The sequence below is a fragment of the Streptomyces sp. NPDC030838 genome (assembly GCF_055572035.1).
In genome coordinates this window covers 1-23330 of the sequence record NZ_JBVIED010000027.1, presented here as the reverse complement: position 1 = coordinate 23330, position 23330 = coordinate 1, and the positions used below count along the sequence as shown (strand labels likewise).

Genomic DNA, 23330 nt, shown 5'->3' with positions numbered 1-23330 from the left:
CCCCCCCCCCCCCCCCCCCCCCCCCCCCCCCCCCCCCCCCCCCCCCCCCCCCCCTACCCCCCCCCCCCCCCCCCCCCCCCCCCCCCCCCCCCCGGCGCCGGCTACAGGTAGAGGTCTGCAGCTTCGAGTTGAGAAGACCGCGGTTCTGCGGGGGTGTCGGGAGCAGCGCGCGGACAAGGCGGCCGTCGACCCGAGCGAGACGGCGAGCAGAGTCCGGAGCCCCGGCCGCCGGGACATCGCGCAGCGTGCCGGGACGGAGATTCCTCCCCACCAGAATGGTCGGAATGTCGCAGGTAGCGGAACTGGACAAGGGGTAACGCAGGCGCCGGCCAGGCGAGTCCGCTCACCGTCGGTGCGCGGAATCTATCCACAGGCATCTGCTCTGAAGATCGCTTATGAGGCCGCCGCGATCGGCGCGGCGCCCCGTACGTGAGGAGCCATCATGCCCACCACCAACATGCCGCTCGCCCCGATGAGCCCGGACGCGGCCATCAGCGCGTTCAGCTACCTCCGGGCCGTCCAGGCCGACGACGTCGAAGCCGCCCGCGAGTTCGCCAGCGGCGAGCCGCGGATGCCCGAGCTGCTCGTCGACGTCGTCGAACGGATCGTCGTCCCCGTCACCGCGTTGCCCGGCCCGGAGGCGGGCGAGCCGTGCGCGGACACCTTCGCCCTGGAGCCCCTCGGACGCGTCTTCGTGACCTCGCTGCGGACCTGGGCGCAGGCCGGACCGGACACGGCGGAAGGCATCGCCCGCGCCGTCATCGACTTCGCCGCGCAGTTCCTCACCGAGGACCACGAGGACGTCGCCGACATTCTGCGCCAGTTGGAGGCAGTCGGAGTGGGCCAGGCCCTCGATGCCCACCCCGCACCGGCCGGCTCGCACCCGGTGCGCCTGACCATCGTGTAGGCGCACCCGATGCGCGCCACCGCCGCGCGACGCACCGCATCGCCGCCGCACCGGGCGCGCGCCACGGCTGGGCGGGCTCCCCTATCACACACCCCCTTGACCACGACCTGATCGCCAGCCGTAAGGGGCTGTGTCAAGGGGAAACGTCCTCGGTGGCGGACCTGGTCAAGGGGTAGCGCACGCCACCGGCCGCACCCGGTCAAGGGGTCGGTCGGCGGTGGGCGCACAGGTGCGGTGCGGGACATCGGGTGCGGCGCACTGGGCGCGCGCGAGAGTGCCGGGCATCGTCGGGTGGTGCGCCGCCGGATGCGGTGGCGGACATCGCGGTGCGCACCACGTGGCGTGCATCGTCATCCGACGCACCGGAGTGGAGTCCACTCGGTGGATCCCATCGGGTGGAGTCCACTGAGTGGAGTCCACCCGATGTCGTGCATCACCACTGGATGCAGAACATCGTGGGCTCCACTCGGTGGACGATGCCCGGCATCGTCACCACAGCCAGGCGGTGGAGTGTCGCACCCGGGACAGGGCACGGGCATCGCGGCGCGCGGCCGCGTTACCGATCCGGTTCTGCCGGGACCGGGGCCGGCGCGACTGCGCGGCGGCGAGGCGGCGCTTCCCGGCGTCCTGGAGTCGCCGCCGCTGCTTGCGCAGCTCCTGCTTCTTCGCCGCCTTCGACTTCGGCGTCCGGGGGCGCTTCCAGATCGGCTGCCACCCCAGGGGCTCATCGGACTCGGGCTCCTGGTCCTCGTCGAGCGCGGCGGATATGTCCTTGGCGGCTGCGCGGGCGCGGGCGAGGGCGTCATCAAGGCTGGGTTGTTCTTCCGGGGTGCTCACGCGACTCCTCCTGTGGTCCGGCCCGGCGTGTGCTGGGTGCCGGGCTGCTGGGTGTGCGGCGGCGGGGCCGTCGCCGGGGCGGGCTGCGGTCGGGGGCCGTGGGCGACGGCGCGCTCCCGGATGCCGTCCTGGAGCTTGGCGGCGGCGGCCTCAAGGGTCCGGCGGGTCTGCTCCACCGTGTCGACGCCGGTCTCCTGCTCCAGGACGCGGACGGCCTCCCGGTCGGAGTGGAACGGCCGCGGGTGCGACCTCGAGGCGGCGGGCAAGGCGACGGCGCGCGGCCGGGTGCGGGAGCTCAGGCGCTCCGCACGCCGCACGGCATGGACCCGGGTGGCCAGGGCGCTGGCGGCGAGGCGGGCCCGCTCGTACTGGGGCGCGGACCGCTTCCGGGTCAGTGGGCGCAGCACGGCCTGGTCCTCGGTGTCGCGCGGGTACAGGGCGCGCAGGTCGGCGGTCATCATCCGTCGGCTGGCCGGGCGGGTGTAGTCGTCGACGACTGTCTGCACGATCTGTTCGTCCAGGCCCGCCTGGTGGGGCCGGCCGCGCAGGACGTAGGAGAGGTAGCGGCGGGCTTCGGCGAGCAGGTGGTGGCGCTTGAACGCGCCGCGCATCACGTACACCACGGCGACGACGTCGACGGCCGCCAGCGCTATGTCGACCACCGGCCGCACCCGCGCCCACACCGCCACGGCCGCAGCCCGCGCCCGCTCCGCCAGCCGGTCGACGACGTCGGCGCCGTAGGCCCGGATCGCTGAGGTGCGCCATCGCTTGCGCAGCTCGGTCAGCGACAGCAGCTCCGTGCGCTTGGGAGGCCGCGTCTGGTCGGCGGCCTGGCAAGCCAGCGCATAGGCGGCCCGCTCCCCCGGCGGGTGCCCCTGCCGTTCCTCGTACTTGGCGGTGAGGACGGGCAGCGCGTCCTCGATCTGCTGGCGGCGGGTCGACTGCCAGCCGATGAGCCGCTGGTCGATGCCCGCGATCTCCATGACCGGCCGGCTGCCGGGCGTCACCTCGCGCGGCTCCCACGCCCACCCGAGCCGGGCGGACACCTCCTCCATGAAGTAGAGGGTGTAGAGGGTGTCGGCAGCGACGATGTGGGCCAGCAGCGAGTCCGCCGACAGGTTGCCCCACGTCCCTTTGTCGTCTGGCCGCCGGGCGCGGATCGACACCACCGCGTGATCGTGAAGCAGCGGCTGGCCGGCTCTCGACTCGTAGTGCCGGAACACCGCGACGATCAGCCCGTCCTTGACCCGGGCGCGGCGCTTGCCGCCGCCCTTCCAGCGGATCTGCGCGACCGACTTCCCCAGCCACGCCAGCGTCTTGTCCCGGGCGATGTCCTGGCACAGCTCCAGCACCAGGCGGGTCTCGTAATCCGCGAGCGCCCACGCGATGTGCGCCGTCGGTGGCGGCCGGAACGTCAGGTCCATACCCAGCCAGGGCGTCCGCTCCTTGGCCTTGTCGGTCTTCGGCGACCGGTTGTGTTCGATGGGCCTGCCCAGCACGGTCGCCCGCCGGGCCTGCTTCGGGCTCTTGCCTGCTGCCAGGAGCTCGCGCTCGATCCGGTCGGCGTCCGGGTGCCGGCCTTCCCCCAGGAGCAGTTCGGCCTGCCGCTCGGTCACCACGTCCCCAGCCGTGAGGCCGACCGCGGCCAGGCCCTCGCCCTTCCAGATTCCGGGCGGGACACCGGCTTCGTCCTGGGCGGCGCGCAGCGGCGTGCCCGCAGGACGTTGGCCGTCGCCGACCATCACGCCGCGGAAGAGGTAGCGCCACCCATTCCCCGGGCGGACCTCCGCTTTGCTGATCATCGGGCCATAGAACCCTGGCGTTGACCTGCAAAAAAGCGCGATCACGGGTTCTTCCCGCCGGGCGGGAGGCCATCACCAGATCTTTACTGGAGCGCCCGCCAGGCGGGCCGCCCGTCCAGCCCGAGACGGTAAGCCACCGCCATGTTCACTCTCCCGTGCATGGAAATCATCCGGGCCGGAATCGCCTGTCCCCTCTGCCGCGCGACACCAAGGAGTTGGTGTACCTGGTCCTCAGCGCCCAATCGCCCTTCCCTCAGCGAGAGCACGTCAAGGACCGCTGGTGCCCCGTCGGCTGCCACGTGCTCCAACCGGACCGCTGGAGGAAGGAGATGCCGCCGCTCCCCGGCGACGACGCCTGAGAACACCGTGCGAATGCTGCGCCGCGACCACACGAGCCCCACCAGCCCCGGAATCGCCATGCAACCGACTCCACCGTCATTGAGCGAACACCAGCGCGCCACTCCCCCGACAACCCACGACTGAGCACCACGTCACCGACGCCTTTCACCACGAACAGCTACCAGCGCCCCTGGCCGCCCGGCCGGGGGCTTCGTGTTTCCTGGAGGAGTTCGCCGTGCCCACGTACGAGGCCCTGCCCCGCTTCACCGCCGACCATCACCGCCTCACCCCCGAACAGCGCCGCGCCTTCCGCCAAGCCGTGGCCGCCTTCGTCGACGACCTGCGCACCGGACGCCCGTTCCGCGCCGGCCTCCGCATCAAGGGGGTGCGCCGCGCGCCCGGCGTCTACGAGCTCACCTGGGACGGCAACAGCCGTGCGAGTGGGAGTATGGACCGGAACAGATACCGGGCGCCTGCCACGTCGTGTGGCGCCGGATCGGCACGCACGACATCCTCACCGGCCCGTGACGCTGCGGCACCGCATTGGACGCGGTTGCACCAGCAGGCGCTCCGCTGGACGGGAGGGGAAGTCATCCGCTGGCGGGCCGGGCGCCCGCTCCGAAGGGCGGGACATCGGTGACGGCGACGTCCAGCCGCAGACGGGCGAAACGCACCGGGTGCCGCCAGGATCCGCGCTCCAGTGCCGTGTCCACCATGACCTCGGCGACCAGCACCGGTTCGACCAGCACGACGTCGAGCGGGGTGCGCGACCCCCAGGAGGTCGTGAACCGCACGCCTTCCCACGGATGTCCGGGGCCTGCTGGCGTCAGCCGCTCGGCCAGGTCGCGCGCGGCGTCCGGCCGAAGCGGCGTACTGCGGCCGACCGGTCGGAGCGCCCCGGCCTCGTCGAGGCGGCCCAGCACGAGCGTCTGCGGCTCGCGCACGGTGCCGGTGATCGCGCCGATCACCGCCTCGGTGGTGTCCCGGCGGCGCACCTTGTAGAGCGCGCGGGCTCCCGGCAGATACCGCTGCCCACTCCCCCGGATCACCAGACCTTCGACGCCGGGCACCTGCGTCCAGGAGGTCAACCATTCCTGCGCCGTCGCCACATCCGTGGTCTCGGGGCAGAGCGTCCATGGGGCACTCAGCCCTCGGTCGGCGAACAGCTGCTCCAGCTGTGCGCGCCGCTCGCCGTACGGGACGTGCAGCAGCTCCTGGCCGTCGATCTGGAGGACGTCGAAGGCGATGAAGTGCGCCGGCATCTCCGCGGCGAGGCGGGCGGCGGTCCGGCCGCTGGAGACCGCTCGCCGCTGGAGCGCGTCGAACGACATCCGGTCAGCCGCCCACACGACCAGCTCACCATCGAGGACCAGGCCGCCGGGCAGCTGCTGCTCGGCGGCACGGACCAGGTCGGGGAAGCGGGCCTGCATCAGGCTGCCGCGGCGGGACTGCAGCAGTATCGGGCCGGGCCCCGGCCACGGGGTGAAGACGAGCGCCCGGTAGCCGTCGAACTTCGGCTGAAGTCGCAGCTCACCTGGCAGCGCGCTCGGCGCGGGCACCGTGTCACGGGCCTGCGCCAGCATCGGGTCCACCGGCGGCCGCAGCACCATACGTCCGGTCTACGGCCCAGCCGCCGCGCCCGCGACCCGACAGCGCCGTCCGGACTCCCCTGGTCCCCGGCCAGCGGGTCTCACAGCGGCCGCCTGCCCGAGCTCGGGTGCTCGGCGTCGAGTTCCTGGCGCAGGTCGAGGTAGCAGCGCAGCCGGACTCCGGGCTCGCCGGGCACCCGCACCGTGCGGTCCGCCATCGCGGTCGCCCACCGGCCGGCGATCGCCTCCTGGAACGCGAACGCCGTCGCGTCGTCGGCTGCCGCGATCTCCACCGCGACGAGCCCCGGCTCCGCGATGTGCACTTCGTTGATCGGCCTCATGTCCACAACGACGGCCAGCCCGCGGCCGGCGTTCTCCCCGCGCGGCATGTTCACCCGGCCGTGTACGGCGGCATCACCCGGCACAGCCCGGTGATGCCGCGCCGTTCCTGCCGCCGCCTCAGGAAGCGCGGCGGAACACCGCGGCCGGCCCGATGGCGGCGGGGCCGTACTTGTCGCGCACGCGGTCCACGGCCTTCTCGGCCAGCAGCCGGGCTTCGCGGGTGTCGTCGAGGCTGATCTGCTGGGCGACCTGGCTGGTGTCAATGAGGTCTTCGCCGCGCAGGGCGATGCCGGTGAGGCGGCCGCGTTGCAGGCCGGCGGAGTCCATCAGCTGGTAGGCCACTTGGCGCAGGTCGTCGTCGTGGGCGGACGGCTCCGCCAGGCGGCGGGTCTTCTCCCATGAGGTGCCGCCCGCGAAGCGCAGGGTGAGGGTCAGGGCGCGGGCGGCCTGACCACGGCGGCGCAGCCGTACGCCAAGCTGGACGACGAGGTCGAGGAGGGCGGCACGGACGAGGGCGCCGTCAAGGGCGTGCCGGTCGAAGGAGCAGCGGACGGTGGCGGAGGCAGGGAGCGCGCGGGGGACAACGGGGCGGGGGTCGATGCCGCGGGCGCGGTCGGCGGCCACGCGACCGGGGCGGCCGCCGAGGAGGCGCTGGACGGTGGCCGAGGGGACGGCTGCGAGCAGGCCGACGGTGTGGATGCCGTAGTCGCGCAGGACAGCGGCTTGGTGCCGGCCGATGCCGTGCAGGGCGTCGACCGGGAGGTTTGCGAGCCAGTCGGTGACCTGCTCGGGACCGATGGTGAGGACGCCGCCGGGTGCGGGATCCGGCCGGAGGCGGTGGCGGCGACGGTGATGGACGGGCCGATGCCGACACGGACGTCGACGCCGAGACGGGAGATCGTGCGGATCCGCAGGACTTCGCCGAGCCGGTGGGCGTCGGGGCGCGTTCTCTGGGGGGAGAACTGTGGTGCAACGCGTATCAGCAATGATCGGTGCAGCTCAGCGGCTATACGGAGGACGATAGCGTGCGCAACAGATGTGGTGCTATCGCCGGATCGAGCGAATCAGCGGTGTCCCCACACCCTGGGTGGAACGCCGCGCTCCCGGCGCAGTAGGAGACGAAAAACGCCGAGCGGCGGCACCATCCGGTGCCGCCGCTCTGACGTTAATGGCCCTTACAGCCGAACGCCCCACTCTCAAGGATGAGCGAGCCGATGCCGATCAGGACGATGGGCAACAGGATGTGCTCCCAGCGGCTGAGGGCTCTCGCGACGACGGGACGGGGGCGAAGTACCGGTCGGCCGCGATCCAAGCAGCGAGCAGGATGCGGACGCCACCGGGCCGACATTCCGACCGGGAGATACACGGGCGTGTGCGCACGCTGCGAAACTCCGGCCCGCTCGTGACTCACCCATCCGCTAGCTATAAGGGACACATGACATATTTCTGCCAGTATCAGATGATTTCTCACTGGAGGTGCTCTGTGGAACGCATCGGACTGGCGGAGACCATCGAGGCGGTACGGGCTGAGCTCGCTTCAGCGATCACTGCTGGCTCAGCTTCAACCCTTCAATTCCCGGTAAATGGAGTGCAGCTTGAGTTCAATGTTGCGGTCGAGAAGAAGGCTGGCGGTAAGGCAGGGGTGAGGTTCTGGATCGTGGAGCTGGGCGGCTCGGCCGACTACCGCAACGAGGAGATCCAGAAGGTGACTGTCACGCTAGGCACACCAGTGGACGACCACGGCAGGCCAGTAAAGGTCCAACGCGGCTCCGACGAGAAGCCCTGAGGCGGCGCGCCGGAGAGGAGCGGTAGTGGTTGGCGCTGTGGAAGTGATTCACGATCGCGGTGCGCACATCAGTCCGCGGTGGACGGTGGGCTCCGGATACTTGATGGGCCCGCGGAAGGTACTTACCGCTGCCCACAACGTGGACTACCGCAACGCACCGAGTGAGGGTGAACAACTCCTCATCCGCTGTCTGGACGGCCGTGAGTACACCGCGCAGGTCATTCTTACCAATGGGCCGGATGATCCCGACCTGGCGATCTTGGAGATCCTCGACTCCGACCTCACAGAAGATCAGACACCCCAGATCGCCTTCGCTCAGGTGGACAGGGATAGCCCTACGCCGTTGATGGGCTGTGGCACGATCGGCTTCCCACGGTTTAAGGAAAAGTTCAGGAGCACAGCCGCACTGCGGAGGTCCTCCGCAGACCGGCCGCTGCGCGACACCGCTCATCTTCACGGGTACATCCCGCCTGGGTCGAACCTGGTCTCTGGCATGCTAGAGCTGCAGGTCACGGCAGCTCCTGAGCCCCTGCCGGAGGCGAGCATCGCGGGGTCGCCATGGGAGGGCATCTCTGGCGCGGTGGTTTTCGTGACCGACCAGCGGCAGTACCGAGCGCTCGGCGTGATCAGTGAGCATTACCGGCCAGAAGGCAGCTCCTCGCTGACGCTGGTTCCCATCACCTCTCTCAACATGCTCCCCGCCAGCGTGGCAGATCGCTGGTGGCACGAGCTCGGAGTTGCCGACGCAGCTGACCTCGTCCGACTGCCTCGGCCCGAGCCTCTGCCTGCCTATCACGAACGAATCAGGGAGCTAATCCGGAGGACTCCGGTACTGCTTGACCGCGAGCACTGGCTGACGGAGCTAACCAGATTCGCGACTAGCAGCCGGGGATACGAGTGGCTGTCTGGTGGGCCGTGGGCTGGCAAGACGGCACTAACCGCGCACTTGATCAACAACTGCCCGCCGAACGTGGACTGCGTCGCATACTTTCTGATTCGTCGCCTGTCCGATGCCCACTCGGGGCGGTTCACCACAGTGGTCGGCAACCAACTCGCCTGGCTCCTGGGAGAAGAGCCACCACAGCCAGCTGACGATCCAGACGCCTTCATCGGTATGTGGCGGCGTGCCGTCGAGCAGGCCGCACAGAAGAGTCGACACCTGTTGCTCGTCATTGACGGGATCGACGAGGATGTCAGTCGGAGCCTTGGCCGACCGAGCGTAGCCGCGCTGATCCCCACCATGGTTGGTGAACACGCACACATCCTGATCACCAGTAGGCGCAACTACCAGCTGCCCGCCGACGTCGATGCTGACAGCCCTCTGCGCGAAGTTCGGCCAAGGGAGCTACCGGACAGCCCGTACGCCGCCCGACTTGCCGAGGCAGCCCAGAACGAGCTCGAGTTGCTCCTGGATCGGCACGACGAAATGGCTTTCGACTGCATCGGCCTGCTCGCGGCAGCGGAGGGCGCATTGAGCATCGACGACCTTGTCGAGCTCACCCGCTTCGCCGGCCACTCGTCGCGGCATTACCGAATCCAGCGCCTAGTGACTGACGAGGTCGCACGGGTGCTGGAGCCGGTCGGTGACCTGTCCCATTCCCATTCCCGCTACGTCTTCGCTCATGATCAGCTCCGCAGCGGCAGCGCGAAGCGGCTAGCGCAGGAACTGGATCACTACCGCCACCACCTAGAGCAGTGGACGAACCGCTATCGGGAGGCTGGCTGGCCCGAAGAGACGCCGTCGTACCTGCTTGACAGCTATCCCGACATGCTCGCGAGACACCAGCCGGCCAAGCTACATGATCTCGTGAGCGACTTCGGCTACCTCGACGTGGCAATCGCCCGGCTCGGGGTGGACCAAGTTCTCATCACAGCGCGCAGTGCAAGCAACGTGGACCCCAATCTGACCGGGCTCAGTCGCAGCATTGGTCAGCAGGCCCATCACCTGCAGCCCGGCGACCCCATCCACGAGTCCGGCTATGTGACCCGGCAGTTGGGAGCCCAGTTCCTTCGGCTGGAAGAAGCTGAACTGGCCCAGCGAGCTCAGCAACGGCTGGCTGACCTGCTCTCACCCCAAGTCATTCCGCGCTGGACCACCGGACGCGCATCACCGGCTCTACTTCATGCGGTACCAGTTGCCGTCGGGGCAGTGGCCCTGAGCGCTGACGGCCGACGAGCAGTCTCCGGCGGCGGAGTCAGTGGCAGACCCGGAGAACTCCTGCTGTGGGACCTCTCTGGCAAGCAGCCGACGAGCCAGCCACTCCGGGGACACACCAGCCGCGTCACAGCGGTGGCACTCACGCCCGACGGCCAGTGGGCTCTCACGGCTAGCCATAGTGATGGCCTTGGGAAGCTGTTCTTGTTCGATCTCAGCGACGATCCTCCAGTCAGCATCAGGTTCCCCGACCTTGAGTGGACATGGTCGGTGAGCATCAGTGATGACGGGCTGCTAGGGATGACCGGCGGTGGCACCTTGGTGCTTTGGGATTTGGAGCTAGCGGATTACATGCCACTGCCCATCGACGAGAACAGCTGGGTTCGATCGGCAGCGATGAGCGCCGATGGTCGCCGCGTGATCAGCGCTGCGGATAACCTGGGAACTCCCGAGCTGCTGCTGTGGAGTCTTGCAACCGACGGTAATTTCAAAGAGTCACTTCCTGTCGCGACGAATTCCGTCAGACACGTGGCGATCAGCGCTGATGGCGCTTGGGCTATCAGCGCAGGGGGCGACAAGGGCGGCAACGGGGAGCTGCTGCTGTGGGATCTGTTCGGCGCGACCAGCCAGCAGATGCCCGGCCACACTCGCCCAGCCTCGGCCGTGGCCATCAGTCCCGACGGTCAACGTGCAGCGAGCGGCAGTGGTAGAGAACTGCTGCTGTGGGATCTATCCGGCAATCAGCCCACAAGCCAATCCCTGGTGGGCCACACCCGCGAGGTCGAGGCAGTGGCAATCAGCGCTGACAACCGTTTGGCCGTCAGCGGCAGCGCCGCAGAGATGTTGGTGTGGGATCTCACCGTCGAGGAGCCGACGATCGAACCACAGCCCGGCCCCGCGGGCTGGGTTCGCGCGGTGGCGATCAGCGGCGATGGCCAGCGCGCCGTCAGCGGGGGCGGCGACGTGTACAGCGAATCCGGCGAGCTGTTGTTGTGGGACCTGTCCGGCGAGCAGCCGCGAACCCAATCGCTCGCTGGCCACGCTTTCGAGGTTCAAGCAGTCGCGATCAGCTTTGATGGCCAGCGGGCGCTTAGCGGCGGCGGCCCCAAGTACAGAGATACTGCTGAACTGCTGCTGTGGGATCTATCCAGTGAACACCCGCGAAGCCAGCCACTGGCTGGGCATGCCAGCAAGGTTCAAGCGGCGGCGATCAGCGGCGACGGCCAGCGCGCAGTGTCCAGCAGCGACGAGGTTCTGCTGTGGGATCTGTCTGTCAAACATCCCACCAGCCAATTGCTACTCGACCGCGGGGTCGAAGCTGTGGTGATCAGCGCCGACGGCCAGCGGGTTGTTGCTGGCACCCACTCCCCATTCCAGGAATCTGGGGAGGTGCTGCTGTGGGATCTGACCACCCCCGAATCGACGCATCGACCGCTGTCAATCCCTACAGCAACAGGCATTGCATCTGTGGCTGTCAGTTCTGACGGCCGGCGAGCGCTGACTGGTGGCGGCGAAGGGCCCGGCGGTGCCGGCGAACTGTTGCTGTGGGACCTCTCTGGGGAAGAGCCCATGAACCGATCACTGCCAGCCGCCGATTGGGTGAGGGCAGTAGCCATTAGCCCAGATGGATGCTGGGGGATCAGCTGCAGCGGCGGCGAGGTAACGGTTTGGGATCTCGAATCAGCGAGATGTATCCGGACGCATACAGATGGCTTGATCACCTCGGCCAGCATGGCGCAGCCGAACACCGGCACCTTGGGCTTTGTGATCGGCGAGTGGGCAGGAACTGTCACCGCATGGACCTTGCTCGCTGAGTGAGGCCACCCGACTCCGTCGCGGACATGCAGTTCGCTGGTCCACGACGCCCAGGCGGCTGGGTCGTATGGGGCCGACGGCGGCTCTGCCCACTCGGCGCCGAGGGCGACGCGTGCGGCTGCCGCCCTGGGTTCGACTGCAGCAACTGATCTCCACACGACATGGATGCGGGCCCCGGCGTCGCCGGTGCCCGGTCAGGCCGGGTCACGTCGCAGTGGTGCCTGCCTGCCCGCGCTGGTTGAGCGCCCTGGTCAGTTCGCGGTTGGCTTCCCGGGCGGCGCCCAGATCCGCTTGTGACTCCTCCAGAGCAGCTCAGCTCGACGATGCGCGCTCTAACCTGGTGAGCCGACGTTGGAGCTCGTCGATGTCGGTGGGCACGCCCAGCCCTGACTCCCGCCATGCCTGCTTTCCCAGCTCGCTGGACAGCCGTTTCTCCGAGCAGTAGGCACCCGGACTTCGAGGTCTGTGGCTGGCGTTTCCCGGGGGTCGGCAGGTCCCCGGGAAAACCACGCCGTGACCTCAGCAACGGGTCAGGGCCGTTGGTTCAGGGACCGCGTTAGTTCACGGTTCGCGGCCCGGGCGGCCTGCAGCTCTTCCGTCCGCTCGTCGAGCTCACCCCGCTTGTCAGCAAGGTCCTGTTCAAGCGAGGCGATTCGGCGCTGAAGTTGGTCGATGTCGACCGGAGCTCCGAGTCCGGATTCCGCCCAGACGTTCTCGCCAAGCTGGGTCGAGAGGCGTTTCTCCAGCTGTCGTACCCGTGCCGTGAGTCGCTTGTTGGCTTCCAGCGCGTTCGCCAGATCGGTCCGGAGAGAGGTTCGGCTGACGGCCGCCATCCGTCCCCTCTCGACAGGAGTACTAGCGGCGACGTGGACTCGTTCGAGCAGGTCGGGGTGGCGATAGAGGTACGTGCGGTCCACGCGGGCCGAGCGGGCGAGGCTGGAGACGGTGATGTCTCCGCCGTCGGCAACTGCGGCGTCGATGGCTTTGAGGACGCGTTCGCGGCGGCGGGCGGAGTCGGCTCGTTTTCCGTCGATCATGGGGTCGGGCATCCTGTGGGCCTTTCGGGACGGAGATCTTCGGGCGGGCCGACGCGGGGCAGTCCGAGGGCCACGACACGACGGGTTCAGCGGACGAGAGCGACCGAGTCCTGGATCTGAAGCTTGTCCGCCTCGGTTAGATCTTCGAGGTCGTCACGGACGCGGTGGACCAGGCGGCGGACCCGGATGATCTCCTCGTCCGACGGCATGGCCTCGGCCTTCGCCCAGGAGTCGGCCGCGAACGCAGCGAGCCGCTCCCGGCCACGCAGGAGATCAGCGAGGTACGCCTCCAGGTCGGGGAGGTAGGAGACGTCGGTGCGGAAGTGGGAGCATCCCACGCACCTGAACCGGACGGGGCAGTCCTGTCCGCCAGCCGCCACGTTGGTCGGTTCGGTGCACAGCCCGTAGGGGACTTGAACCTCCCCGATGCCCCGCCGGGCGTGCTCGGAGGCAAGGACGAGCTGGGCTTGGCGCCATACGCGGCTGCCGTGCCGGTCGAACTGCATGCTAGCCGGTGACCGCTGCCGCCAGGTGTCGCTGGTCCGCCAGGGTGCACAGTGCAGAAGGCCCCAGCCGGCGAGGGGCACCGGTCGGGGCTGGGTGTGAGTGGCCGCGAAGGGCGGTCGCCTACGCGGCGAAAGGCTCCACGAGGCTTCAGCCGAACGATCGTCCTCGTGGGCAATAGGTGAGGCCCGGGGACACTGGCCCCTCCACCGCCACGCGGTTCGTAACCAGACCAGGAGGGCAGATGTTCCCGGGCCTCTCTCCTGCACCGCACGGTGCTGCCCGGAGTGCGCTCGAACGTCTGTGCCGTGGCGGGTCGTATCCTGTGTCCGGGTGACCGGTGGTTCGTCGCCCAGACAGGAATCCGCACGATGACGACCGCGACGCCCGCTGTACCTCCCGTCTCAGAGCCCGACCCTTCCGCCCTGACCTGCCCGGGAGACCTGGTCGGCCCCTGCGCCGCATGCCAGCGCAAGACCCACAAGTACGGCCGCGGTGGCGCTCCGCTGTGCCAGTGGTGCATGGCGCCGGTGATGGAGAAGTGGGGCTCACAGGTGCGTTACGTCAGCACCCGCGTCTGACCGGCCGCCCGCGGAAGCCCGGCGCCGTACCGACGCCGGCCCGGCCGTCGCCGTGGAGGTCGCGGCCGCCGACGACAAGGCGGCGTTCGAGTTTCAGGACGCGCTCGCCGCACGATGGGCGACCGTGACGGCCAACCGTACGGTCCGGGAGGCCGGTGAGCCCGGCGTCCGGCTGCGCTGCTACCTCGACCTGCGCCAGGAACTCGGCGTAGAGCACCAGGCACCGGCCCCGGGCGGCCCCCGCCACCCGTTCGGCTGAGAAGCCCAGGCGGCCGGCTTTTCGTCCTCTACGGTCGATCCTCTAGGCATCTGGCATATGGGGAGGGTGGATGAGGGGCAGGGAGGCCGTGCTCGCGGTCCTGAACGTGCTCGATGAGCAGCACCGGGCAGGCCAGGGCTGGGTCCTGGACCGGCAGCTGCTGCTGTCGCTGGCGCAGGCGGGACCGGCTCAGGACCTGGGCATGGTGGAGCTGGCCGACCAGACCGAGCGGGCGGGGCTGTCCGCGATGTCGGGCGGACCCGTGCGGTGGGCGGCCCGCCTCACCCCCCGCGGCCGTGACGTCCTCACCTACAACCGTCGGCGCCCCAGCCCCAACCAGGAGCCGGGCCGCGAGCATCAGCTCATCGAGCTGCTGCCGTCCCAGATGGAGGTAATCCGCACCTTCGTCAGCCTGGTCCACGAGCTGGAAGCCCCGCCGGCGCCGGGCTTGGCCGACCAAGTCCGCGCCGCCCGCCGCGACCATGCGGGCGGGCGGTGGCAACTGCACCTCACTCCGCAGCAATTGGAATCGGTCGCCTACGGGTTCTGGCTGCACGCGCTGACCGGATCCGCCGCCGAGGCCAACCGCTTCGCCCGCGAGTACGGCATCCAATACCGACCATGATCATCGAAGGACCGTGCTCGCCCTATGGCCAACGGCTCCGCGCTCTGTGGCCCCGGCTGCGGCGTCACGCGGGGCGGTCAGACGACGCTCTTCTTGACGGCGACGCCTTGCGCGGGCGAGGCGTCGATCAGATCCTCACGGCTCCTCTTCGACCGGCCATCGATGCCCTTTTAGAGCCCCGGATCACGAACGGTTGCCCCCCCCGCTAGCGGACGTGGGTGCGGCGCTAAGGTCCAGTGAACGCGAGCGGGGACCGGATCCTGCGGCGGGTTCAGGCCAGTGGGGTGTTCGGGCAGGTGGAGGCGTACTGGGTGAGGGTGTTCTTCTCAGCCTGGTCGACGGAGAGGCCGTAGCGGGTCTTCACCGCGATCCATTCGGTGATGTACCGGCAGCGCACGGACTCGTTCGGCAGCCATTCCGCGACGTCCTTGTCAGCCTTGCTTCGGTTGGAGCGGGCGGTGACGGCGACGAGGTGGTAGTCGACGGACAGGTCGTTGGCGTACGCGACCCGCTGAGCCTTGTCCCACCGCCAGGCCCCGGAGTCCCAGGCTTCGGCGAGCGGGACCAGATGGTCGATGTCGATCCGGTCGGTGGGGTATTCGCCGTCGTAGTAGGAGAACCACCTGCCCCCGCTGATCCGGCAGCGATCGCCGACCTGGGGGGCTTCGACGGCTTCCTCGATGAGGACTTCGGCGCGGGTGTTGCAGCCGTCCTTGTCGGCGTCGATCCAGTCGCCGAACTCCCGCTGCCGGTTGTAGCCTTCGCGCCGCTCGGATTCGACCGGCAGCTGCGCGACGGCCTGCAGCAGAGGAGTCCCCGCCTGAGCCTGCGCGGCCGTCGCGGCGCCGGCGCCAGCCGGGCCTGCCGCACCGAGTACCGCTGCGGCCGCGGTCACCACCGCAGCCATCCGCATCGGGGCCTTCGTCCTGGAGTTCATTGTGCCGCCCTTCGTGACCTGGTTTTGCTGATCACGTAGATAGCGGCCTGAAGGAGGTGGCGAGGACCCCACTCGGCGGCTTCTCACCTGAGTGGAGGAGCGGCTTCACCGGAGAAACGATCACTCCGGCACAGCGGCCGAAGCGGGATCCCGCCGTGCCGGCCGCCCTTGCCAGGGGCGCACACCGCCGCAGTGCAGGTGCGCGCCGCCCGGCTGGCCGATCCGCGACCATGCGGGCGCTGGTAGTCCTACTGGTCCACACCGGTAACGGGCAGGCTCACCACTTCGACAACCTGAGGCGGGAGAAGAAGACGCATTCCGCCCCGCCCGCCCTCCGGGTCACACAACCTGGCTCCGTGGACGGGCTCGTCGTTCTTCGGGTGGGCAGCGGGGAGACGCTGAACGTCACGCTGGTGGAACCGGAGCTGATGGTGGAGGTTGGCGTTGGCATGGCCCGTGACGTCTCCGTCCGCTGGCGCCACCACGCCCCGGCCTCTGCCCCGCCGATGTTCCCCGCCCGAAGTTGCCGCCGCAAGCGCTGACGCGGCACCGGATCCCGCCGACAGCAGCGGTGCGGGCACCAGCGTCGCCATCTTGGAGAGCGGTCCGGCCAGCAGGACCGCATCTCACGGAGGGCCGCGCCCAACCCCGCGAGCGGCTGCAGAGCGTCGTGCTGCGGGCCGAGGTCATACCGCTCGTCGCTCCACCGCTGACGCGGATAAAGCCACACCGGCAATGCACAAGATCGGCCAGCTTTCATCAACCGCGGCCATGTACGCATGTCGGCCCCGCGCCGCATGGCTTCCGGACTGCTGCGGACGAGGTGGCGCAGGGGCGTGTCCGCGACCGCTGCCTGGGCTTTGGGTGCCGTTAAGCAGCGAGTGACGCGAAATGACCGTTGGTGAATGAGAGTTGAAGCTACTTGTCAGTTTCCTGTGTTTTGATCGGGTCGACCCGGCGCGGACACGCCAATGCGGTCGTGGACGTGCTGTTCTGACCAAAACAGGGGGCACAACTTGAGATCGAGGAGACTGCTGGCCGCAGGAGCTGTATCGCTGGGGCTGTTGGGCAGTTGCCTGAGTGTGGCGCAGGCTTCCACAAGCTCGGCACCCGTGTCTGGGCCAACGGTCCAGGCCGTGCAGGAGACCGCGCCGGCCACGGCGGCTTCCGTGCCGCTGCCGGAAGACCTGGATGAGGAGTCGCAGGAACTCGACGACCTGATTTCCCTGCCGGTGCGCGAAGCGGAAGAAGAGGGGGAACCGGCACCGGTGTCGGAGGCTCCGGGGGAGGAGGAGCGCGAAACGGACGTGTTCTTGCCTTCCGACCCGCGGGTCGGGGCACCGGACGCTGAAGCGCAGTGCCGCGCAAGGCTGGATGATGCCAAGGCAGCGGGAAGCGACACCCCAGTGGCGTGCGTGTCCTGGGACGCCAGCGCTTCGGTGGCCGAGCTGCGCGCGGCGGTTGACGCCTGGCCCACTCCGACGTGGTGCGACGACCACGGAGCGGACGGCAAGTGGTATGTCATCAGGTTCAAGGGATGCGGCATCTTCCCCGCCGAACTGACCGTGGTCAACCCGCGCACCGGCGCCGTGGTCGGTGGCATGAAGTACCTGGTCCGCAGCTACGCCTACAGCAAGCGGGACATCAAGACGTGGGCGTACCAGGTCGAACTGATGGAGGTAAGCAGCTGGGGTGCGGCCAAGGGGGCCAGCGCCAGCGGCAGTGGCAAGTGCTACGGCAAGTGCAAGGTCACCAAGAGCACCTTCCCGTCCCAGTCGATGGGTACGAGCAAGGAGGCCGTTGGCCAGTTCTTCCTGGACACGACCATCCAGACCTCGCCCAAGGGCCAAAAAGGCGAGGGCCAGGCAACGGCGGCGTGGCGGTTCACCAAGGCCGGATGGGCCAGCCCGAGCGATGACATCTTCCTGCCCACACCTCCGGTGCGGTGCGACAACGCTCTCCCGGGAACGTCCAAGACCGGATGTGTGATGTCCTACATCCCGGAGATGGTCTACGCGAAGAGCGGCGAATACCCGGAGCTTGCTCAGCACATCGAGTACGCGCAGAACACCAAGAACCTGCCGGGCAAGCACGGCACCAAGCGCTACCTCACCCGGCTGACGGACAAGGCCAAGATCCGGGAGAACCGGGCCACTGCTTGCCCGTCGAGCCTGGTGCGGCCGCCGGGCAAGCAGTGCGACGAATACCCCTTCGCGTCGACCTGGCAGGGTGCCAAGACAGGCGGCGGCAACTTCAGCCGACGCATGATCGACGGCAAGCAGAACGAGGAAGGCGGCAAGGCGCTCAGCCGCTTCTATCTGTACAACCGCATCATCGAGAAGGACAAGTTCCTGGTGTGGATCAAGTAGGCGCCCACCGCCTGGCGGAGGACTGCGAGATGAGCAACGAGGTCGAACGGGGCACCGGACTCGTTCCTGTTCAGTACCACCAGTTCGAGATCAATGACGAGGACGGGCCGACTGGCCCCGACCTCGCCCGCGGACACAACGGGCTCGTGCGGGTCGCCGATGGTTCCATCACCGTCATGACCGGCATCCACACCGGCGACGTCGACGTCACGGTCACCCTCCACGAAACCGAGCCCGCCCCCGAGGGCGGCAACTGGCAGGAGATCGTGGAGCTCTCCGCCCACTCCGTCTCCGGCGAGCTCATGATCCGCGGCATCATGGACGACTTGGACGAAGAGCTCCCCGTCCTGTCCTTTCACGGCCCTGGCGACTACCGGCTGCGCATCCACGCCCGCGGCCGCGACACCGCTGTCGACCTCGCCCCTGACCAGGTCACCGAGTGGTATCTCATCCAGGCCTGGCCTGCCCCTCCGCACGACGTGAGAGTCATCCGCCAGACCGACCACTACGGTGCATCAGTCCGCGCTGACTGAGAACCGACGAGTGCGCTGGCCGCCCCGTTGCCGTGCAGGGGCGGCCAGCATCGTCATCACAGAGGCCCCCGATACATCACAGAGGCCCCCGATAAATGCACCGCTCAGCAGGAGCCGGCGAGTTCTTCTATCTGTGCCTGGGTGCCTCTGAAAGCCATCTGGTGGTCGTGGCCGCTATCGACCAGGTGCCCATCACCATCCAGCAAACGCCCCGTCGGAAACGGTCAGGAACTGGTGGGCGGGGCGGGCAGGAGAGCAGCGGCCGCGCGAACGGTCGCTCCCAGGGTGTCGTGGACGGTCACATCCGGGCGGGCCAGCCGCAACTGCTCCAGGACGTCCAGTCGGCGCGGGTAGCCAGGGTCAGTGCCGACGGCGAGGCGGGTACCGCGGGCGGCGTGGGCGCCCAGCTCGTACAGGGCGATCGGCTGGACGGCGCGGGCGCAGAACCAGATTCGCTGTGGGAGGTGTTGCTGGTGTCGTTGGCGGACCGCATTTCTTGTGTGGGCGGGGTTCTCCTGCTGGACTGAGTGTTCGGCCACCCATCATGCTTTGCGAATGCTCCGACGTGGATGGCGACCGTGGCAGAAGCGACGAGCCTGGGAGAACCGGGGCGTGGCGGTCCGGATGAACGAGTTCTACGACTTGCTCACGGAGCCGGAGAGGGCGTCTGTCCAAGCCGTTGCCCTCAAGTACGGCCGCACGCTCAAGTCCTACTACGAGCATCTCCTGAGCGCGAAGGCCGCTTCGACCTCCCCGTACTACGTCGGGCTGTCCTCAGAGATGGGGAGCTTCACGCACGTCACCAAGCGGGTTGCCTTGGTCGCGGACACGATGCTGTTGTCCGACCACGGCGTCGGAGCGGTGCACGAACTCGGGGAGTTGCATGAGTTCATTCCGGAGGTGGTACCGCAAGCCGGCCCCAACTCCGACCACGGCACAACCCGGTCATGGCGCTATGGGATGGTGACCAAGGATCTTGTCGAGTTGGGTCAGTGGCTCCTGGACGCTGAGCCTCTGCTGCGTAGCGGGCTGGTCTGGTACGGGCCGGTCTTCACAGAAGGCAGCTCTGGATACAGTTCGACACTTAACCGGGATTCTACGCACGCCGGTCCGCTCCCTTCGTTCAGTGACCGGTCCATCGACTTCGTGGTGGAGCACGGCCGCGCCGTGGATCTGTCGAGGAACAAGCCCCTCGCCAGCCGGGTGGTCCGGCCGATCCTGGAGATCGATCTCCCCTTCATCAACGGGCTCAGCCTCAGCGACTTCGCACAGGTCACCACCGAGGAGTTCGACTCCTACAGCCAGTACCGCGACTTCATGCGCTCCAGGCTCCTCGAACTCGACGACGCGCTGGAAGCGGTCGACTCTCAGGTGGCCCTAGAACGGGTCGCGCTCTCCATCCGTGACGAGGTGAATGCCGCTACCGCTGAGATGAGCAGTGCGGCCCGCTCCCGGGCCCTCAGCCGCTCCGGTGCCGTACTGGGTTCGACGAGCGCCGTCCTTGCTGCGGTCCGCCCCGAGGCCCTCCAAGGTGCGCTCGCTACGAGTGCGACGCTCGCGGCCGGTGCAACCGGCCTGTGGCCGACCATCCAGGCATTCGCCGACAATAGGTCCAAACGCATGCAGGGCAAGTGGCACTACGTATGGGTCCTGCAGAGGAAGGCCGCCCGCTAAGCCCGCTTGGACAAGGAACGGAGCTCTTAAAGAGCGTTTCGTCCCGGCGAAGGTGTTTGGTAAGCCGATCGAGGATGATGGCGGGGTGCTGGTCAAAGTAGAGGCGGTGCAGCCCGTCCCATCAAAGCCCATGTCTGTCCGAGTTCGCTCGGCAGTGGGCACTGCTGTGGTGCTCTGGCGGGGGGCTCCTGAGGCAGTGGGGCGAGAACACCATGTCGAGTGGGCTGTGGATGAGGGCATCGAGTGGACGGGAAATGCCTGGCCAAGTCCAGTTTCCGCCCCTGAGCTGCGGGAAGATGGTGACCGCATCATCTTTCGTGGACGGCTGAGCCTCGCCAAAGACGGTGGGGCTGTCCTGGAAGTGGGCGGCGCGCTGATCCTGTTCGACCTTGCCGAACCACCGCTGCCGGAAGGTGCCGATGGTTCGTGGGTCGAGGTCCATGTGGGACAGGGCCACGTCACTGTCTGGCCGTACGAGCTCTGACTGCTGGCGGACGGTCAGGTGTCACGCCAGTTCGGAGTGGACTCGCGGGTGAGTTTGCGGCTTATGAGGTCGACCATTGCCAGCTTGATCATGGCTTCGGAGCGGTGTGGGTGGGTTTCGTAGTCGCGGGCGAGGCGGCGGTGGTGCATGAGCCAGCCGAAGGTCCGCTCGACGACCCAACGCCGCGGAATCACCTTGAAGCCTCTCTGGGCAGGATCGCGTCGGGCGATCTCGACGTCGATGCCGAGGCGGGCGCCGTGGTCGATGGCCTTGGTGCGGTAGCCGGTGTCGGCCCATGCCTTGGTCACACGCGGATGGGCGTTCGCGATCTGTGAGAGCACCTGTATGCCGCCAGCGTTGTCGGAGACGCTCGCGGCCGTTACCAGCACGGCCAGGAGGAGGCCGAGGGTGTCGACCCCGATGTGGCGCTTGCGGCCAGCGATCTTTTTGCCCGCGTCGATGCCCTGGCCGGCGGCGGGCACATTGGCGGAGGTCTTGATGCTCTGCGCGTCCAGCACACACGCGCTCGGTTCGGCGTCGCGCCCCTCGGCTTCCCGGACCAGTCGCCTCAGCACGCCGTTGAGCCGATCGAAGACGCCGTCCTTCTGCCAAGCGGCGAAGTAGCCGTAGACCGTCTCCCACGGCGCGAAATCGTGCGGCAGGTACCTCCACGGGATGCCGGTGCGGTCGACGTAGAGGACGGCATCCATGATCCGCCGCAGATCGTGCTCGGGCGGCCGGCCTATGTCCAGGCCCTTGCCTCGTCGTTCGGCCCGCCAGGTTGACAGAACGGGCTCCATCAACTCCCACCGGGCATCGGACAAGTCACTCGGATACGGCCGCTGTCGTTGGCGCATGTTTCGGTAGTACCGCCGACAGTCCCTCGGTTGCAGGGCGCAAACGGGAGTGAGTGGGGGCGCTTTGGGATCAGACAGGAGCGAAGGGACCGAAACGGACCCTCGATCGTCATCATCGGCCACAGATGTCACGGCAGCGACCGGCTGCCGCAGCTATCCCAGGCCGGTCGACCACCTAGAACGTCACCGAACACACTTCCTGGGATGAAACGCTCTTTTAGACATCGTTTCTTATGGCTGCGATGAGGACTGGGCGGCTTTAGGGAAGCCGAGTTCATCCAGCAGCGCGTCGAACAGCTCCTCTACGAAGGTCTCCCGTGCACGGAGCAGTTCCTCGATCCGGGACTGCTGCTCCGTGGTCTGGACACCAGCTGCTGAAGCCCACCGAAGAGCGCCTTCGGCGTCGGCCGGCACCTCCGCATCGAGCTCTGCACGCTTACGTCCGATGGCTTCTTCGAACTCCGGGGTGGCTATCCACAGGCTCACGTCGTCTACGTCCTCGGGTTCCTCGACCAGGAGAGCAGCGGCGTTTTCCAGGTTGAGCCATGCCTGCCAGCGGTGCCCGCCGGTGTCCAGGCCGGTCACGAGGGCGATGCTGCTGTCGGAGACATCAGCGACGCAGGCCGGCGCGCCGGTCCAATCGACCAAGGTGGGCAGGTGCTCGTCTTCCCAGATGCCTTGCTCCAATTGCAGGGTCTGCCAGCCGCCCGGTCGCGGCTGCCACTCGTACACGTCGTCCCTCAGCCCTGGACCGGTGGTGCCGAACAGGGGTGCTTCCAGCAGGGGGCGCTCGCTGCGCGCAAAGACCAGATGACCGGAAAAGCCCATCGAACCTCCTCGTCGGATACCAGCGCACCCTACGAGCCGTCACTGACACACCACCGGTGCTGGCCGACTGTCGCTCCCGATCGATTGGTTCACCGGATCAGTCGGCGGTGGCCGATCAGGGTCGCGGCTATGCCGACGAAGGCGAGAAAGTGTTCGGCCTTGCGTTCGTAGCGGCGGTGGAGCCTTCGGCAGCCGGCCAGCCAAGACACGGTCCTCTCAACCACCCACCGGTGACGGCCGAGCCGCTGTGAGGAATCGACGCCTTTGCGGGCGATGCGGTGGCGGATGCCACGGCTGCGGAGCCACCGACGCAGATGGTCGTAGTCGTAACCCTTGTCGGCGTGCAGCTTCGCCGGGCGTCGGCGGCGCGGGCCTCGAAGGGAGCGGATGGGCGGGATCCCGCGCACGAGCGGCTCAAGGCCCAGGCTGTCGTGCATGTTCGCACCGGATATACCCAGGGACAGCGGCAGTCCGTTGCGATCGGTGATCAGGTGGATCTTCGATCCCAGCTTGCCGCGATCGGTCGGATTCGGTCCCGTCAGTGGCCCCCTTTTGCAGCCCGGACGCTGACTGAGTCGATCGCGCACCGCGACCAGTCCAGCTCGCCTCGGGCGCCGAGCTCGTCGAGGACGACGCGGTAGAGCCTGGCCCAGACCCGGTCCCGGCTCCAATGGGCGAAGCGCCGGTAGACCGTGGGCCAGGCCGGGCCGAACACCGGCGGGAGCTGTCTCCAGGTGCAGCCCGAAGTGGCCACGAAGATGATCGCGGCGAGAGCCTCGCGGTCACCGGCCCGGCGTCGGCCCCCGCCCTGCGGACGCTTCACCTCAGTTGGCGGCACCACCCGCCGGAACAACACCCACAACTCCTCCGGCACCAACCGTTCAACCAGATCCGTCATGCACGGAACAACGAACGATCCGCCAAAAGAAACGACGTCTTAGAGGGCGGTTCGTGAGCTGATGCCCCTTTCTGGAAGGGGCTGGGACAGGGCCGCTGGTCACCGTGTTCGTCGACTACTGCTTCCTGGCGAAGCTGCCGGTGTCAGCCTCGATGAGGATGCCGAGTTTGAC

22 protein-coding genes are annotated in these 23330 nt (G+C 68.3%); 10 read left to right on the top strand and 12 right to left on the bottom strand.

Going from position 1 to position 23330, the window contains the following annotated elements:
• The first annotated feature begins 442 nt into the window (after nt 1–442).
• A complete protein-coding gene (locus ACZ42A_RS38795) occupies nt 443–907 on the top strand; it encodes a hypothetical protein (protein ID WP_468532094.1) in 465 nt (154 codons plus the stop codon).
• Nucleotides 908–1396: 489 nt separating this feature from the next.
• On the opposite strand, the gene ACZ42A_RS38790 is transcribed toward ACZ42A_RS38795, so the two are convergent.
• From ACZ42A_RS38790 to ACZ42A_RS38770, 5 genes are all read right to left on the bottom strand, one after another.
• Nucleotides 1397–1744: a hypothetical protein gene (locus ACZ42A_RS38790; protein WP_468532093.1), complete on the bottom strand. Its 348-nt coding sequence runs from the start codon at nt 1742–1744 to the stop codon at nt 1397–1399.
• Nucleotides 1741–3546, bottom strand: coding sequence for a MobF family relaxase (gene mobF, locus ACZ42A_RS38785; protein ID WP_468532092.1), 1806 nt, complete (start codon nt 3544–3546; stop codon nt 1741–1743). The genes ACZ42A_RS38790 and mobF overlap by 4 nt, the downstream gene beginning before the upstream one ends.
• Before the next feature lie 929 nt (nt 3547–4475).
• Nucleotides 4476–5495 (bottom strand): ATP-dependent DNA ligase, encoded by a 1020-nt coding sequence (locus ACZ42A_RS38780; protein WP_468532091.1) that lies wholly within the window; start codon nt 5493–5495, stop codon nt 4476–4478.
• A gap of 80 nt (nt 5496–5575) precedes the next feature.
• A complete protein-coding gene (locus ACZ42A_RS38775; protein ID WP_468532090.1) occupies nt 5576–5815 on the bottom strand; it encodes a DUF6207 family protein in 240 nt (79 codons plus the stop codon).
• A gap of 118 nt (nt 5816–5933) precedes the next feature.
• Nucleotides 5934–6440, bottom strand: a complete 507-nt coding sequence (locus tag ACZ42A_RS38770; protein WP_468532089.1) for a DinB/UmuC family translesion DNA polymerase — start codon at nt 6438–6440, stop codon at nt 5934–5936.
• Between the two features lie 859 nt (nt 6441–7299).
• On the opposite strand from ACZ42A_RS38770, the gene ACZ42A_RS38765 reads away from it, so the two are divergent.
• Together ACZ42A_RS38765 and ACZ42A_RS38760 are read left to right on the top strand one after the other, a co-directional pair.
• Entirely contained in the window at nt 7300–7602 is a 303-nt protein-coding gene (locus tag ACZ42A_RS38765) for a trypco2 family protein (RefSeq protein ID WP_468532088.1), read from the top strand.
• 139 nt (nt 7603–7741) lie between these two features.
• On the top strand, nt 7742–11575 hold the full coding sequence (locus ACZ42A_RS38760) for a P-loop domain-containing protein (protein ID WP_468532087.1): 3834 nt from the start codon (nt 7742–7744) through the stop codon (nt 11573–11575).
• Nucleotides 11576–12102: 527 nt separating this feature from the next.
• Here ACZ42A_RS38760 and ACZ42A_RS38755 read toward each other — a convergent pair.
• Nucleotides 12103–12609 (bottom strand): DUF6262 family protein, encoded by a 507-nt coding sequence (locus ACZ42A_RS38755; RefSeq protein ID WP_468532086.1) that lies wholly within the window; start codon nt 12607–12609, stop codon nt 12103–12105.
• An 86-nt stretch (nt 12610–12695) separates the two neighbouring features.
• A complete protein-coding gene (locus tag ACZ42A_RS38750) occupies nt 12696–13115 on the bottom strand; it encodes a hypothetical protein (RefSeq protein WP_468532085.1) in 420 nt (139 codons plus the stop codon).
• 631 nt (nt 13116–13746) lie between these two features.
• Here ACZ42A_RS38750 and ACZ42A_RS38745 point away from each other — a divergent pair.
• Nucleotides 13747–13953 (top strand): DUF6207 family protein, encoded by a 207-nt coding sequence (locus tag ACZ42A_RS38745; protein WP_468532084.1) that lies wholly within the window; start codon nt 13747–13749, stop codon nt 13951–13953.
• Nucleotides 13954–14023: 70 nt separating this feature from the next.
• On the top strand, nt 14024–14578 hold the full coding sequence (locus ACZ42A_RS38740) for a DUF6417 family protein (RefSeq protein ID WP_468532083.1): 555 nt from the start codon (nt 14024–14026) through the stop codon (nt 14576–14578).
• Nucleotides 14579–14849: 271 nt separating this feature from the next.
• Here the strand turns inward: ACZ42A_RS38740 and ACZ42A_RS38735 are convergent, their stop codons facing one another.
• Complete coding sequence (locus ACZ42A_RS38735; RefSeq protein WP_468532082.1) at nt 14850–15515, bottom strand: HNH endonuclease family protein; 666 nt, start codon at nt 15513–15515, stop codon at nt 14850–14852.
• Nucleotides 15516–15871: 356 nt separating this feature from the next.
• On the opposite strand from ACZ42A_RS38735, the gene ACZ42A_RS38730 reads away from it, so the two are divergent.
• The 3 genes from ACZ42A_RS38730 (at nt 15872) to ACZ42A_RS38720 (ending at nt 18417) form a co-directional block, all read left to right on the top strand.
• Complete coding sequence (locus ACZ42A_RS38730; protein ID WP_468532081.1) at nt 15872–16057, top strand: hypothetical protein; 186 nt, start codon at nt 15872–15874, stop codon at nt 16055–16057.
• Nucleotides 16058–16651: 594 nt separating this feature from the next.
• Nucleotides 16652–17884: a NucA/NucB deoxyribonuclease domain-containing protein gene (locus tag ACZ42A_RS38725; protein WP_468532080.1), complete on the top strand. Its 1233-nt coding sequence runs from the start codon at nt 16652–16654 to the stop codon at nt 17882–17884.
• Nucleotides 17885–17913: 29 nt separating this feature from the next.
• Nucleotides 17914–18417, top strand: a complete 504-nt coding sequence (locus ACZ42A_RS38720; RefSeq protein ID WP_468532079.1) for a hypothetical protein — start codon at nt 17914–17916, stop codon at nt 18415–18417.
• 224 nt (nt 18418–18641) lie between these two features.
• Here ACZ42A_RS38720 and ACZ42A_RS38715 read toward each other — a convergent pair whose 3' ends face one another.
• Nucleotides 18642–18956: a hypothetical protein gene (locus ACZ42A_RS38715; protein ID WP_468532078.1), complete on the bottom strand. Its 315-nt coding sequence runs from the start codon at nt 18954–18956 to the stop codon at nt 18642–18644.
• Between the two features lie 85 nt (nt 18957–19041).
• On the opposite strand from ACZ42A_RS38715, the gene ACZ42A_RS38710 reads away from it, so the two are divergent.
• Both ACZ42A_RS38710 and ACZ42A_RS38705 read left to right on the top strand, forming a co-directional pair.
• A complete protein-coding gene (locus ACZ42A_RS38710; RefSeq protein ID WP_468532077.1) occupies nt 19042–20091 on the top strand; it encodes a hypothetical protein in 1050 nt (349 codons plus the stop codon).
• Between the two features lie 226 nt (nt 20092–20317).
• Nucleotides 20318–20575: a hypothetical protein gene (locus ACZ42A_RS38705; protein WP_468532076.1), complete on the top strand. Its 258-nt coding sequence runs from the start codon at nt 20318–20320 to the stop codon at nt 20573–20575.
• Nucleotides 20576–20589: 14 nt separating this feature from the next.
• Here ACZ42A_RS38705 and ACZ42A_RS38700 read toward each other — a convergent pair whose 3' ends face one another.
• The 3 genes from ACZ42A_RS38700 to ACZ42A_RS38690 form a co-directional block, all read right to left on the bottom strand.
• The gene (locus tag ACZ42A_RS38700; protein WP_468532075.1) at nt 20590–21432 is read right to left on the bottom strand and encodes an IS5 family transposase; all 843 of its coding nucleotides are present in this window, start codon (nt 21430–21432) and stop codon (nt 20590–20592) included.
• Between the two features lie 231 nt (nt 21433–21663).
• Complete coding sequence (locus ACZ42A_RS38695) at nt 21664–22260, bottom strand: hypothetical protein (RefSeq protein ID WP_468532074.1); 597 nt, start codon at nt 22258–22260, stop codon at nt 21664–21666.
• Between the two features lie 89 nt (nt 22261–22349).
• Nucleotides 22350–23158 (bottom strand): IS5 family transposase gene (locus ACZ42A_RS38690; RefSeq protein ID WP_468532073.1). Its coding sequence is split into 2 segments (ribosomal slippage): nt 22350–22810 and nt 22810–23158, totalling 810 coding nucleotides; the frame shifts between segments, so codons are not numbered across the junction.
• Between the last annotated feature and the right edge of the window lie 172 nt (nt 23159–23330).

What these genes read in the sequence shown, in the direction of transcription:
- ACZ42A_RS38795 (WP_468532094.1), top strand. Translation starts at nt 443, where the DNA reads ATGCCCACCACCAACATGCCGCTCGCCCCGATGAGCCCGGACGCGGCC.
- mobF (WP_468532092.1), bottom strand. Translation starts at nt 3,546, where the DNA reads ATGATCAGCAAAGCGGAGGTCCGCCCGGGGAATGGGTGGCGCTACCTC.
- ACZ42A_RS38780 (WP_468532091.1), bottom strand. Translation starts at nt 5,495, where the DNA reads ATGGTGCTGCGGCCGCCGGTGGACCCGATGCTGGCGCAGGCCCGTGAC.
- ACZ42A_RS38775 (WP_468532090.1), bottom strand. Translation starts at nt 5,815, where the DNA reads ATGAGGCCGATCAACGAAGTGCACATCGCGGAGCCGGGGCTCGTCGCG.
- ACZ42A_RS38755 (WP_468532086.1), bottom strand. Translation starts at nt 12,609, where the DNA reads ATGATCGACGGAAAACGAGCCGACTCCGCCCGCCGCCGCGAACGCGTC.
- ACZ42A_RS38750 (WP_468532085.1), bottom strand. Translation starts at nt 13,115, where the DNA reads ATGCAGTTCGACCGGCACGGCAGCCGCGTATGGCGCCAAGCCCAGCTC.
- ACZ42A_RS38740 (WP_468532083.1), top strand. Translation starts at nt 14,024, where the DNA reads ATGAGGGGCAGGGAGGCCGTGCTCGCGGTCCTGAACGTGCTCGATGAG.
- ACZ42A_RS38735 (WP_468532082.1), bottom strand. Translation starts at nt 15,515, where the DNA reads ATGAACTCCAGGACGAAGGCCCCGATGCGGATGGCTGCGGTGGTGACC.
- ACZ42A_RS38720 (WP_468532079.1), top strand. Translation starts at nt 17,914, where the DNA reads ATGAGCAACGAGGTCGAACGGGGCACCGGACTCGTTCCTGTTCAGTAC.
- ACZ42A_RS38710 (WP_468532077.1), top strand. Translation starts at nt 19,042, where the DNA reads ATGAACGAGTTCTACGACTTGCTCACGGAGCCGGAGAGGGCGTCTGTC.
- ACZ42A_RS38700 (WP_468532075.1), bottom strand. Translation starts at nt 21,432, where the DNA reads ATGCGCCAACGACAGCGGCCGTATCCGAGTGACTTGTCCGATGCCCGG.
- ACZ42A_RS38695 (WP_468532074.1), bottom strand. Translation starts at nt 22,260, where the DNA reads ATGGGCTTTTCCGGTCATCTGGTCTTTGCGCGCAGCGAGCGCCCCCTG.